Below are 12,463 nucleotides of genomic sequence, written 5' to 3'. Positions count from 1 at the left end.
TCCGTGCCTAGGCACGCGCCCGGGGCATGCGCTAGTGTAAGGCAAGGGCTTCAAGTATGCTAAACAGCCTGCGCGGCCCGCCGCGCCGCCGGCCACCGAAAAGGAATCCGCCACCGCCATGTCCTATCTACTCGCGCTCGACCAAGGCACCTCAAGCTCGCGCAGCATTGTCTTCGACGGCGAAGCCCGCATCGTGGCAATGGCGCAGAAAGAATTCACGCAAATCTACCCCGAGCCCGGCTGGGTCGAGCACAACCCCCTGGAAATCTGGCAGACCCAGATCGATACCGCGCGGCAGGCGCTGGCCCAGGCCGGCCTCAAGGCCAGCGACATCCGCGCCATAGGCATCACCAACCAGCGCGAAACCACCGTGGTCTGGAACCGCAAGACCGGACAGCCGGTCTACAACGCCATCGTCTGGCAGGATCACCGCACCGAGCCCGCCTGCCGCCAGCTGCGCGAACGGGGCCTGGAACACACCATACAGGCCAGCACCGGCCTGCGCATCGACGCCTATTTCTCGGCCACCAAGCTGGGCTGGATACTCGACAAGGTGCCCTCGGCGCGAGCCCTGGCCCGCAAGGGCGAGCTGGCCTTCGGCACCATCGACAGCTGGCTGATCTGGCAACTGACGCGCGGCCAGGTGCATGCCACCGACGTCAGCAATGCCTCGCGCACCATGCTGTTCGACGTGCACCGCAACGAATGGGACGCCGGGCTGATGCACGCCATGAACATCGAGCCCTCGCTGATGCCGCGCGTGCTGCCTTCGGCGGCCGAATATGGCTCCGCGCACCCCGACCTGCTGGGACACGCCGTGCCCATCTGCGGGGTCGCGGGCGACCAGCAAAGCGCCCTGTTCGGCCAGGCCTGCTTCACCGAAGGCATGGCCAAGAACACCTACGGCACCGGCTGCTTCATGCTCATGCACACCGGCGGCAAATTTCACATCTCGGACAACGGCCTGATCACCACCAGCGCCGCGCAGGCCTCCGGTCAACCCGAATACGCCCTCGAAGGCAGTGTCTTCGTCGGCGGCGCGGTGGTGCAATGGCTGCGCGACGGTCTGCGCGCCTTCGAGCACAGCAGCGACATCGAGGCGCTGGCGCGCAGCGTGCCGGACGCGGGTGGCGTGATCATCGTGCCGGCATTCACCGGCCTGGGGGCGCCCTATTGGCGGCCCGACGCGCGCGGCACCCTCACCGGCCTGACGCGCGGCACGACCGTGGCGCACATCGCCCGCGCCGCGCTCGACAGCATTGCCTACCAAAGCGCCGCGCTGCTGCAGGCCATGAGCCGCGACGCGGTAGCCGCCGGCGCGGCGGCGCTGACCGAACTGCGCGTGGACGGCGGCGCCTGCGTCAACGACTTGTTGATGCAGTTCCAGGCCGACCTGCTGGGCATACCGGTGGTGCGCCCGGCCGTGGTCGAGACCACGGCCCTGGGCGCCGCGTACCTGGCGGGACTCGCCTGCGGCGTGTACCGCAGCCAGGACGACCTGGCGCGGCTGTGGCGCATGGAGCATCGCTTCACGCCCCAAATGGATCGCGCGCGCGCCGCCGAACTGATGCAGGGCTGGGAACTCGCCGTCCGGAAAACCTGCGCCATCTGATACAGCCGCCCGACATGAAAAGCGCGCCCGCCTTCGCCACGAACGATTCCGCCATTTCCGCCCCCGCCGCGTCTTGCGGCACTGCCCAAGCCGCCTGGACCGAGAACGGCGCGCCGCGCCGCGCCCTGTGGCGCGCGCCGGGCGGCGGCGCGCCGCCGCGGCGCATCGAGGTAGTGGACGACACCCTGAACGCGGACGCGGCGTTCCGCCTGGCCAATGCCGGTACCTGCATGCTGTGGCGCGGCGACTTCCATAATGCCGTGCAGCTACTGCAGGCCCTGGCCCGCCGCGTGGACGAGCACCGCGACCGCAAGCGGCATGCGCCCGCCCGCGGCCGGCGGCATCAAGCAGGCGGAGGTAAAAACGAAGAAGCGGGGCGCACGCCACCGAAAACGCAAGAACGCCCCGGCGCGGCCACTGCCGCCCCCGAAGCCCTCCATGCCGTCAACCCGGAGGCCTTCCATCTCTACCGCCTGGCACAATCACAGCGCGCCCGCCTGCTCAACAGCCTGCTGATCGAGCTGGACGCCGGCTTCGGCATCGGGCTGCGGCGCGCGCCCGACGTGCGGCAGGCCTGCGCCGAAGCGCTGGGCATGCCCACCCCGCCGCAAGCCCGGCACGGCACAACGGACACCTCCGGCGCGCCGCAAGCCTCCGGGATGGCACGACGAGATGCCCAAGAGGCGCCCCACTCCGGCCCCGCGGCGGCCAGCGAGCCCATGCTGCTGCCGCTGCGCGCCCTGCAAGGCATCATCGGCGCGCACGAATGGCGCCGCAAGGGCGTGGCCGTGACGGGCCTGGAACACCCCATCCACGTGCACTACGGCGTGTTCTCGCCGCTGCGCGGCGAATACCTGGACCTGCTCCTGCGGGCGCCGCTGCCCGCCACCGACCTGGCCTTCGACATCGGCACCGGCAGCGGCGTGATCGCCGCCCTGCTCGCCGCGCGCGGCGTAAAGCGCATCGTCGCCACTGACATCGACCCGCGCGCCCTGGCCTGCGCGCACGAAAACCTGCGGCATCAAGGCCTGGACGGCCGCGTCGAACTGCTCGAAGCCGATCTCTTCCCCGAGGGCCGCAGCCCGCTGATCGTCTGCAATCCCCCCTGGCTACCCGCGCGTCCTACTCTGCCCCAGGAGCAAGCCATCTACGACCCCGACAGCCGCATGCTGCTGGGCTTCCTGGCGGGCCTGCGCAGCCACTTGCGCAGCGGCGGCGAGGGCTGGCTGATCCTGTCGAACCTGGCCGAACACCTGGGCCTGCGCGCACCGGGCTTCCTGGCCGACGCCATTGCCGCGGCCGGCCTGCAGGTGCTCGAACGGCTCGACATCCGCCCGCGCCACCCCAAGGCGACGAACCCAGACGACCCGTTGCATACGGCGCGCCGCGCCGAATTGACGAGCCTGTGGCGGCTCGCGCCGCTACGGCAATAATTCCATTTCTAAATCAACCGTGCACTTTGTCAGCTTCGCTTGCCGTACTACGTGTACTGTCTGCGCTTCGCTTTCGCGTTCACGATCGATTTAGAAATGGAATAAGGCCGCGAACGAGACCCGAGCCGCCGCGCCCGCCGACCGATGCCGCCACCGGCCGACATAGCCATAAACCGGCCTGGCCACCGGCCCATCATGTAGCCATCGGTAAAGCGTGTTACGGCAATGCAAGTTCCGCCGTAGCGTGTTTCCGCCACGCCCCGCACACCCGCCGCACGCCGCGCGCCAACGGGTAAACTAGGGCGTGTCCATGCGCTCGAAGGCATCAGTCCATGCTGCAGAAAATCATCCTGGCCTGCGTCGTATTCATCGTCATACTGGTTGCGCTGACCTTCGGCGAAACCCTGTTCCACCAAGTATTCGCCTGGATTTCCTACTTGAGCGGGCTGGTCATCCAGAACTTCACCGATGTATACACGCTGGCCTCGGCCTACGTGCACGTACACCCCATGAGGGTACTCATCGCGCTGGTACTGACGATACCGGTCAGCCTGTGGATCATCCGCAACAAGGGCGCCGGGCTCGAACGCAAGGCCAGCCCGCGCAAGATCGCCATCGTGCTGGCGATCTTCCTCGGCTGGCTGGGCGGGCACCGCTTCTACCTGGGCCAGATCGGCTGGGGCATCGTGTACTTGGTCCTGTTCTATGTCTTCACCCCGCTGGTGGTGGTCCTGAGCCTGATAGACGCCATACGCTACGCCTTCATGAGCGATGAAGAATTCACCCCTGGGCACGTCTAGCGCGCCCGCCGCCGCGGAGCCGGCTCGGCCCGCGGCGAAAGCCCTGCCCTGCATGCCTCCCGATACCGCGGCCGCTGCGGCAGGACCCGCCCGTTCCACGGATGAAAATGACGCCGCCTCGGCCGAGGCTCGCAAGTTCAGGCTGCTGGAACGCGAGGCGCGCCGGACGCTGGACGCCACTCATGACGAAGACCTGATCGGCCTGGCCGCGCGCAGCGGCCCCGTCGCCTGCGTGTGGGAGGCCGCGCAGGGGCTGGTGGTGCCGCGCACCTACCGCCGATATGCGGGATTCGAAGAAATCTGCGAACGCCACGCGCGGCGCGGCTGGCCCGTGACTGTGCGCATGTCGGGCGGCGGCGTGGTGCCGCAAGGGCCGGGCATCCTCAACCTGAGCCTGGCCTATGCTTGCGACGCGCCGCCGCTGCGCCATTCCGATGCCGCCTACGAGCTCTTGTGCGCCGTGCTGCGCAAAGCCCTGCTGGCCTTCGGCATAGAGGCCCGCCCGCAGGCGGTGGAAGGTTCGTTCTGCGACGGCCGCTACAACCTGGCCTGCGGGCCGGCAAGCGCGCCGCGCAAAGTAGCCGGCACCGCCCAGTTGTGGCGGCGGGTGCGCGAAGACGGCTCCAGCGTCCAGGTGGTGCTGGCGCACGCGCTATTGCTGGCGACCGCGGACACCACGGCGCTCACGCGCAAGGCCAATGTGTTCGAACGCGCGCTGGGCAGCGGCAAGCGCTATGATCCGCGGCGCGTGGCGGCCTTGTATGACTTCCTGCCGCCGGACGCCGGCATCGCGCGCCCGGATTTCCTGCGCGAGCTGGGCGCCGAATTGCGGCGCGCAGCCACGGCCACGGCCGCCGAAACGCTTTTGTAGGCTATTGCTGCGGGCCGAGCTTTTCGATCAGGGCAGCCAGGTCCGAGCAATCCTGCGGCGTCAGATCCGTGAGCGGCGCGCGCACCGGGCCCGCATCGCGGCCGATCAGGCGCGCGCCGGCCTTGATGATGCTGACCGCGTAGCCCTTGCAGCGATTGCGGATGCGGGCGTAAGGGATGAAGAAGTCATCCATGATGCGGCCTTGCGTGGCGGTGTCACCGGCGACCACGGCCTGGTAGAACTGCATGGCGGTGCGCGGTATGAAATTGAAGACGGCCGAAGAATAAACCGGCACGCCCAGCGCGCGATAGGCGGCAGCGTAGAACTCGGCGGTAGGCAGCCCGCCCAGATAGGCGAAGCGATCGCCCAGCCGGCGCCGTATCGTAATCATGAGCTCGATATTGCCCAGCCCGTCCTTGAAGCCGATGAGGTTCGGGCAGCGTGCTGCCAGCTCTTCCAGGTGGTCGGCGTCGAGCTGGCACTGGGCGCGGTTGTAGACGATGACGCCCAGGGAAACCGATTTGCACACCTGCTCGACATGGCGCACCACGCCGTCCTGGCTGGCTTCGGTCAGGTAGTGCGGCATCAGCAGCAGGCCCTGCGCGCCCTGCTTCTCGGCATGCTGCGCATAAGCGATGGCATTGCGCGTGGCGCCGCCCGTCCCGGCGATGATGGGCACCTTGCCCTTGCAAGCCTGCACGCCCACGCGGACCACGTCGGCGTATTCATCCAGCCCCAGGGAAAAGAATTCGCCGGTGCCGCCGGCCACGAACAGCGCGCTGGCCCCATAGGGCGCCAGCCATTCGAGGCGGCTGGCATAGGTATCCGGGCGGAAATCGCCGTTCTGGTCGAAATCGGTGACCGGGAAGGAAAGCAGACCGTCGGATACGATGCGCTTCAGTTCGGAGGGGTTCATCGGGGGCGTCCTTATCGCGTGTTTACATGATGAGCTTCAAGCATGTCATCGTACAACATATATGCCATGTATTTCAAGGCTGGAAAAACGAAAAACCTGCCCTGTCTTATGAATTTTCCCTATGGTAATCAGGATATCCCATGGCTTTGATGGGTATTTGACGCCTTGGCCATCATCAAATATACGATGACTTATAGGGAAGGCGCACTGCAGCAGTTGCGGCAAATCCGCTGCGAATACCCATAGGAATCGTGGCAAGAAATCGCCCGCAGCATCCTGGCGATGCCGCCCTCGATCACGCCACGGCAGAGATCGCGCTGAGGCCGAGGGCGAGGCCCTGGGTGATCAGGCCTGCGGCTCGCGCGTCATGCGTTCGTAGGCCTTGCGCAGGCGTTCGCGGCTGTTGCTCAAGTGCGTGCGCATGGCGGCGCGGGCGGCCTCGGGGTCGCCGCGCTCGATGGCAAAGAAAATATCCTCGTGTTCCTGGTTGACGCGCCGCAGGTAGTTCTGCTGGTCGTCCGCCGCCAGGTGCGCGGTATCGATGCGGGTGCGGGGAATCAGGTTCTTGCCCAGTTGCCCGAGTATGTCCAGGAAATACTGGTTGCCGGTGGCCTGCGCGATGCGCAGATGGAATGCCTGGTCGGCCGGCACCGAGCCTCCGCCCGATTGCCCGAGCTGGTCGCGGAACTCGTCGAGCAAAGTACGCAGGCTCTGCAGGTCGTTGTCGCTGCGGCGGCTCGCCGCCAGCGCGGCCGCCTCGGTCTCGATGCTGATGCGTAGTTCCAGCACCGCCATGGTGTCGAGCATGGTGAAGACTTGGCTGGCGGCCAGCTTGACCGTATGCCCGGCATCGGACTCCATCACGAAGGTGCCTATGCCGTGCCGCGTCTCGACCAGGCCGGCGGCCTGCAGGCGGGATATGGCCTCGCGCACCACCGTGCGGCTGACGGACTGCTCGCTCATAATGGCCGATTCGGTGGGCAGCTTGGCCCCGGGACGATAACGCCCCGCGCGGATCTGTTCGGACAGCGCGGCAACCACATCGTCGGTCAAGCTGCGCGAGCGCCTGCGCTGCGGTGCACTTGGAGTCATAGTCGTGTCGTATCGATTATGTTTGTTCGATGTCCATTCGAGCCTGTGGCCCGATTATAGTCATCGCGGTTTGCCGGCCCCATCCACGCATACCCGCGCGGGGCGCGCCCTCGGCTCGATGCAGATGGCATCATCAGGTGACCGGCGCCGGGTTGAACAGCGCCAGCGAGTTGTGCAGCTTCCACTGTTCGGCCCAGGTCTTCTTGCGGCCGCTGGCCACCTCCAGGATGTAGCGGAACAGTTCCCAGCCCACGTCCTCGATGCTGGCGCGGCCGCTGGCGATACCGCCCGCGTTGATGTCCATGAGATCGTGCCAGCGGCGCGCCAGGTCGTCTCGTGTGGCGACCTTGACCACCGGCACCGCGGCCAGGCCGTACGGCGTGCCGCGGCCCGTGGTGAACACGTGCATGTTCATGCCCGCGGCCAGTTGCAGGGTGCCGCAAATGAAATCGCTGGCCGGTGTGGCCGCATACACCAGGCCCTTGCGGCGCAGTTTCTCGCCCGGGGCCAGCACGTCGACGATGGGGCTGGAGCCCGACTTGACGATGGAGCCCATGGCCTTCTCGACAATATTGGACAGGCCGCCCTTCTTGTTGCCGGGCGAAGTGTTGGCGCTGCGGTCGGCGCCGCCGCGCTTCAAATATTGGTCGTAGGAATCCATTTCGCGCACCAGCGCCTGCGCCACCTCGGGCGTGGCGGCCCGGGCGGTAAGCTGGGCGATGCCGTCGCGCACCTCGGTGATCTCGGAAAACATGACCGTGGCGCCAGCCCGCACCAGCAAGTCGCTGGCATAGCCCACCGCGGGATTGGCGGTGATGCCGGAAAAGGCGTCGCTGCCGCCGCACTGCACCCCGACCACCAGCTCCGACGCAGGGCAGCTCTCGCGGCGGCGCTGGTCCAGTTGGGCCAGGCGCACGCGCGCCGACTCCATGATCGAATCGACCATGGACTGGAAGCCCACGTGCTCGTCGTCCTGCAGCCGCACCAGGCCGCGGGCGCCCTGCCCGCCGCTCTCCAGGGCCGCAGCCTCGTCGGGAAACAGGCGCGCCGGCTGCAGCTTTTCGCAGCCCAGGCTGACCAGCAGCACCGCACCGCCGAAATTCGGGTTGCGGCTGATGTTGCGCAGCGTGCGTATCGGCACCTGCGCGCCGGGCGCATCGATGGCCACGCCGCAGCCGTAGGCGTGCTCCAGCGCCACCACATCGTCGACATGCGGATACAGCGGCAGCAGTTCCTGCCGGATGCGCGCCACCGCGTGTTCCACCACCCCCGCCACGCATTGCACCGTTGTGCTGATGGCCAGGATATTGCGTGTGCCCACCGAGCCATCGGGGTTCCGATAGCCCATGAAGGTATAGCCCTGCAGCGGCTCGGCCGGCGGCGCCTGCCGGGTGGCCATAGGCAGCCCGTCCAGCAGCGGCGCTTCCGGCATGCGCAGGCGCGCCTCGCTGACCCACCCGCCGCGCGGAATCGCCTGCCGCGCATAGCCAATCACCGTGCCGTAGCGCAGGATCGGCGCGCCTTCTTCCAGATCGGCCAGGGCGACCTTGTGCCCCTGGGGCACGCCTTCGACCAGCGCCAGGCCGTCGGCGAAGACCGCGCCGGCGGGCAGGCCGCCATCGTTGACCACGATCGCCACATTGTCCTGCGGACTGATGCGGATATAGAGCGGCGCAGCGCCGCCTTGCCTGTTCATTCAAATGCTCCCGTACACGGGCCCTGGCCGGATTGCGCCTCGATTGCGCAGCCTCCGGACCCGGGCGGTTCACATTTGAGCAAGACGTACGATGTCTGTCAATTGAACCGGTCAGCGGTCGAGCCGGTCAGCGGTCGTCTTCGCGTATGGACGAAGGATGGCGGCACAGCGGCTGGACCGAGATCCGCATGTAGGGGTAAAGAGGCAGTTCGGTCAGGATGTCATGCAGCTCTTGATTGCTATCGACATCGAAGACGCTGTAGTTGGCGTATTCGCCCGCCAGGCGCCAGATGTGGCGCCACTTGCCGCTGCGCTGCAGGCCCTGCGAATAGGCTTTTTCCCTGGCCTTGATCTCGGCGGCCACCGCCGCATCCATATCGAGGGGAATGTTCACATCCATGCGTACATGAAACAGCATCTCTATCTCCGGTCGAGCCAACTATTTATTCGTTCACGCTGATCGTTTTGTGCAGGCCATCGCGCTGGAAGAAACGTACGCGGTCCTCGTCCAGCGCAATGCCCAGGCCCGGCCCCCGGGGTACGGTCAGGTGGAAGTCGCTATATTCCAGCGGCTGGGCCAGGATTTCTTCGGTCAGCAGCAGCGGCCCGAACAGCTCAGTGCCCCATTGCAGCTTGGCGAAAGTCGAAAACACGTGCGCTGAGGCGATGGTTCCGACCGCGCCTTCGAGCATGGTGCCGCCGTACAGCTCGATGCCCGCGGCATCGGCAATCGCCGCCACACGCTGGGCCGCGAACAGGCCGCCCGATTGTTCCACCTTGACCGCGAAGACATCCGCGCCATGGGTCTTGGCGATTTCGAAAGCCGACTGCGGACCATGCAGGGACTCGTCGGCCATCAGCACGGTCGGAAAGCGGCGCACCAGCCGGCCCAGCGCGGCCGCCGCCGCCACGGGCTGCTCCACCAGTTCGCAACCGGCATCGGCCAGCGCGGCCATGCCGTAGGCGGCCTGGGTCTCGCTCCAGGCCATGTTCACATCCACGCGCACCGCGGCGGCATCGCCCAGGGCGCGCTTGATGGCCGCCACGTGGGCGATGTCCTGCTTGATGGGCTTGGCGCCGATCTTGAGCTTGAAGATGTTATGGCGGCGCAGCCCGAGCATTTTTTCCGCTTCGGCGATGTCCCTGGCCGTGTCCCCGGACGCCAGCGTCCAGGCCACCGGCAGGCGATCGCGGCGCCTGCCGCCCAACAGCTCCGACAAGGGCAGGCCGCTGCGCTTGCCCTGCGCGTCGAGCAAGGCGGTCTCGACCGCGCATTTTGCATAGCGGTTCTCCTTGACCATCAGGCCGACGCGATCCATGAGCGCCTGCACACGGGTGGCGTCCTGGCCCCGCAGCACCGGAACGAAGTACGTGTCGATGGCCAGCTTCATGCCCTCGGGGCTTTCGGCGCCATAGGCCAGGCCGCCTATGGTGGTGCCCTCGCCCGTGCCGACGATGCCGTCGGAACAATACACGCGCACCAGCATCAAGGTCTGGCCGTTCATCGTGGCCACCGAAAGCTTGTGCGGGCGAATGGTCGGGAGGTCCAGCAGCAGTGTTTCGATGCGCTCGATGATCGGGGCGCCCGGGGGCGTGGAGGAGACAGGAGACGAAATTTTCATGGGGCGTATTAAGCGCTGGAACCCGCTGGTCCGTCCAACACTATTTACGTCTCAAACTATATTCTCAAGGTATAAAATTCACTTCGACACGGGGCGGCGGCGGCCCGTTCGCGGCTCGACATACTTATTAGCTACAAAGGCCATCGCTCATGGATCTCCGGCAACTGCGCTATTTCGTCACGGTCGCGCGCGAACGCAACTTCACTCGCGCCGCCGAGCAATTGCATATCGCCCAGCCGCCGTTGAGCCGCCAGATCCAGTTGCTGGAAGAAGAATTGGGCGTGACCCTGCTGTCGCGCAACAGTCGCCCCGCGCGCCTCACGGAGGCCGGCCGACTGTTCTATGAACAGGCCATGGATGTGCTGAACCGCGTCGAGCAGCTCAAGCATGCCACGCAGCAAATCGGCCACGGGCAGCGCAGCATGCTGTCCATAGGCATCGTGCCCTCGGTCCTGTATGGCGGCCTGCCAGCGCTGGTGCGGCGGCTGCGCCAGGAACGTCCCGACATGGAAGTCCAGCTCATCGAGATGATGTCGCTGCACCAAATGGAGGCCCTGCTCAATGGGCGCATCGACGTGGGCTTCGGCCGCATCCACGCCAACTTTCCAGCCATCACCCGCGTGGTCCTGCGCGAGGAACGGCTGGTGCTCGCCTGCCCGGCCGACAGCCCCTACGCGGCCCAGCCCATCGCCACGCCCTTGCCTTTGGCCGTGCTCGCGGATCACCGCCTGATCGTCTACCCGAAGGTACCGCGCCCCAGCTATGCCGACCAGGTGCTGGGCATGCTGCGCGAACGCCGGGTGCAGCCGCGGGAAATCCAGGAGGTCAGCGAATTGCAGGCGGCGCTGGGCATGGTCGCCGCGGGCGTGGGCCTATGCATCGTACCGGCCTCGACCCGTACATTGCGCGCGGACTTGCACTACCGCCTGCTCGACGACAAGCAGGCCACCACGCCCATCATCATGAGCTATCGCGCCAACGACAACTCCGGGACTCCCGGACTGATGCTGCGATTGATCCGGGAGATCGACGCACAAAAACCCGCGTGGCTCAAGTATTCATACAACCGGCTGGGCAAGCCATAGTTCAGACGCAACGGGGTGCCGCGACCAAATCGCGACACCCCGCCCAGCCACGAGCCCGGCCGACAAGGCGCCGACCCGCGGCACCATCAATCCAGGTGTATGCCGCGCGACTGCACCAGTTCCTTGCCGGCCTTCATTTCCGACGCCAGGTAGGCGCGCAGTTCTTCGGGCGTGCTGCCTATGGGCTCGGCGCCGATGAAATCCAGCGTGGCCCGGACCTTGGGCGTCTTCATGGCGTCGAGCATGGCCTTGTTCAGCTTGGCGACGATCTCGGGCGGCGTGCCGGCCGGGGCGAATGCGGCGAACCACGGCGTCAGCACATAGCCGGGCACGCCGGACTCGGCCACCGTGGGTACATTGGGCAGCGTGGGCGAGCGCTTGCTGGTGGTCACGGCAATCGCCGTCAGCTCGCCCGAATCGATATGCGGCTTGGACGAAGTGATGCTGTCGAACATATAGTCGACCCGCCCTCCCAGCAGATCGACCATGGCCGGCGAACTGCCTTTGTACGGGATGTGCATCATCGAGACGCCGGTCATCTTCACGAACAGTTCACCCGCCAGGTGTATCGAGGTGCCCACGCCGGCCGAGGCGAACGTGTGCTTGCCCGGCTCGGCCTTGGCCTGCGCGATCACGTCGGCAACCGTCTTGGCGTGGTTGTACTTGGGATTGGTCACCAGCACATTGGGCACCACGGCCAGCAGCGAGACCGGCGTGAAATCCTTCACCGGGTCGTAGCGCAGCGACTTGTACAGATAGGGATTGACCGCCATGCCGTTGGCCACGATCATGATGGTGTAGCCGTCGGCGGGAGAACGCGCCACATACGCGGCGCCGACATTGCCGCCCGCGCCCGGCCGGTTTTCCACGATGAAGCTTTGCCCGGTGCTGGCCGTCATGGCGTCGCTCAAGGTGCGGGCGATATTGTCCATGGCGCCGCCGGGCGTGAAAGGCACGATCCAGCGGACAGGGTGATTGGGGTAGTCGGCAGCCTTGTCGGCGGCCTGGGCGAACGGGATGGCAAGCAGGCCGGCTGCCAGCGACAGCGCTCGGATGTAGCGATTCATGTGTTGTCTCCGGGTGAGGCGTGTCGGCGGTTCGCAGGCAAAATCTGTCGCGGCCACAGCGCATGCCATAGGTGCACCGGGCCTTGACCGACGCCGCATGCCGCTCACGCCATAAAGGGCCTGCGCATTATGGTGCGCCGCCTTTTCCCGTGTCCAAGACTTTATTTATCGCGCTTTGATACCGTACAGGTATAGTAGGCGGCGATTCGCCGCTTCCGGAAGCAAGCTGGAGTGCCGTGCAACCCCGGGCCTCGCCGGAGCTCATCTGC

At 66.4% G+C, this 12,463-nt stretch carries 11 protein-coding genes; 5 read left to right on the top strand and 6 right to left on the bottom strand.

Features of this window, described 5'->3' with window-relative positions:
- Positions 1-118 precede the first annotated feature (118 nt).
- From glpK to KVP10_RS13480, 4 genes are all read left to right on the top strand, one after another.
- Positions 119-1,612 (top strand): glycerol kinase GlpK, encoded by a 1,494-nt coding sequence (glpK, locus tag KVP10_RS13495; protein ID WP_217965124.1) that lies wholly within the window; start codon positions 119-121, stop codon positions 1,610-1,612.
- Positions 1,613-1,842: 230 nt separating this feature from the next.
- A complete protein-coding gene (locus KVP10_RS21340; RefSeq protein ID WP_376810922.1) occupies positions 1,843-3,045 on the top strand; it encodes a methyltransferase in 1,203 nt (400 codons plus the stop codon).
- Between the two features lie 332 nt (positions 3,046-3,377).
- Complete coding sequence (locus KVP10_RS13485) at positions 3,378-3,845, top strand: TM2 domain-containing protein (RefSeq protein ID WP_217965123.1); 468 nt, start codon at positions 3,378-3,380, stop codon at positions 3,843-3,845.
- 52 nt (positions 3,846-3,897) lie between these two features.
- Positions 3,898-4,716, top strand: a complete 819-nt coding sequence (locus KVP10_RS13480; RefSeq protein WP_217965122.1) for a lipoyl protein ligase domain-containing protein — start codon at positions 3,898-3,900, stop codon at positions 4,714-4,716.
- 1 nt (position 4,717) lies between these two features.
- On the opposite strand, the gene kdgD is transcribed toward KVP10_RS13480, so the two are convergent.
- The 5 genes from kdgD to KVP10_RS13455 form a co-directional block, all read right to left on the bottom strand.
- A complete protein-coding gene (gene kdgD, locus KVP10_RS13475) occupies positions 4,718-5,632 on the bottom strand; it encodes a 5-dehydro-4-deoxyglucarate dehydratase (RefSeq protein WP_217965121.1) in 915 nt (304 codons plus the stop codon).
- Positions 5,633-5,977: 345 nt separating this feature from the next.
- The gene (locus tag KVP10_RS13470) at positions 5,978-6,724 is read right to left on the bottom strand and encodes a FadR/GntR family transcriptional regulator (protein WP_217965120.1); all 747 of its coding nucleotides are present in this window, start codon (positions 6,722-6,724) and stop codon (positions 5,978-5,980) included.
- A gap of 133 nt (positions 6,725-6,857) precedes the next feature.
- Positions 6,858-8,420 (bottom strand): galactarate dehydratase, encoded by a 1,563-nt coding sequence (garD, locus tag KVP10_RS13465; protein WP_217965119.1) that lies wholly within the window; start codon positions 8,418-8,420, stop codon positions 6,858-6,860.
- A 127-nt stretch (positions 8,421-8,547) separates the two neighbouring features.
- The gene (catC, locus tag KVP10_RS13460) at positions 8,548-8,838 is read right to left on the bottom strand and encodes a muconolactone Delta-isomerase (protein ID WP_217965118.1); all 291 of its coding nucleotides are present in this window, start codon (positions 8,836-8,838) and stop codon (positions 8,548-8,550) included.
- Between the two features lie 25 nt (positions 8,839-8,863).
- On the bottom strand, positions 8,864-10,042 hold the full coding sequence (locus KVP10_RS13455) for a muconate/chloromuconate family cycloisomerase (RefSeq protein WP_217965117.1): 1,179 nt from the start codon (positions 10,040-10,042) through the stop codon (positions 8,864-8,866).
- 149 nt (positions 10,043-10,191) lie between these two features.
- Between KVP10_RS13455 and KVP10_RS13450 the strand changes: the two genes are divergently transcribed.
- Complete coding sequence (locus KVP10_RS13450; RefSeq protein WP_217965116.1) at positions 10,192-11,127, top strand: LysR family transcriptional regulator; 936 nt, start codon at positions 10,192-10,194, stop codon at positions 11,125-11,127.
- An 86-nt stretch (positions 11,128-11,213) separates the two neighbouring features.
- Here the strand turns inward: KVP10_RS13450 and KVP10_RS13445 are convergent, their stop codons facing one another.
- Complete coding sequence (locus tag KVP10_RS13445) at positions 11,214-12,194, bottom strand: Bug family tripartite tricarboxylate transporter substrate binding protein (protein ID WP_217965115.1); 981 nt, start codon at positions 12,192-12,194, stop codon at positions 11,214-11,216.
- Positions 12,195-12,463 lie beyond the last annotated feature (269 nt).

Source organism: Candidimonas humi (assembly GCF_019166065.1).
Classification (GTDB): Bacteria; Pseudomonadota; Gammaproteobacteria; order Burkholderiales; family Burkholderiaceae_B; genus Candidimonas; species Candidimonas humi.
This window is presented reverse-complemented; position numbering and strand designations above follow the sequence as displayed.

Coding starts and splice junctions, on each gene's coding strand:
- KVP10_RS13450 (WP_217965116.1), top strand. CDS start 10,192: ATGGATCTCCGGCAACTGCGCTATTTCGTCACGGTCGCGCGCGAACGC.
- KVP10_RS21340 (WP_376810922.1), top strand. CDS start 1,843: ATGCTGTGGCGCGGCGACTTCCATAATGCCGTGCAGCTACTGCAGGCC.
- catC (WP_217965118.1), bottom strand. CDS start 8,838: ATGCTGTTTCATGTACGCATGGATGTGAACATTCCCCTCGATATGGAT.
- garD (WP_217965119.1), bottom strand. CDS start 8,420: ATGAACAGGCAAGGCGGCGCTGCGCCGCTCTATATCCGCATCAGTCCG.
- KVP10_RS13445 (WP_217965115.1), bottom strand. CDS start 12,194: ATGAATCGCTACATCCGAGCGCTGTCGCTGGCAGCCGGCCTGCTTGCC.
- KVP10_RS13480 (WP_217965122.1), top strand. CDS start 3,898: ATGCCTCCCGATACCGCGGCCGCTGCGGCAGGACCCGCCCGTTCCACG.
- glpK (WP_217965124.1), top strand. CDS start 119: ATGTCCTATCTACTCGCGCTCGACCAAGGCACCTCAAGCTCGCGCAGC.
- KVP10_RS13470 (WP_217965120.1), bottom strand. CDS start 6,724: ATGACTCCAAGTGCACCGCAGCGCAGGCGCTCGCGCAGCTTGACCGAC.
- KVP10_RS13485 (WP_217965123.1), top strand. CDS start 3,378: ATGCTGCAGAAAATCATCCTGGCCTGCGTCGTATTCATCGTCATACTG.
- KVP10_RS13455 (WP_217965117.1), bottom strand. CDS start 10,042: ATGAAAATTTCGTCTCCTGTCTCCTCCACGCCCCCGGGCGCCCCGATC.
- kdgD (WP_217965121.1), bottom strand. CDS start 5,632: ATGAACCCCTCCGAACTGAAGCGCATCGTATCCGACGGTCTGCTTTCC.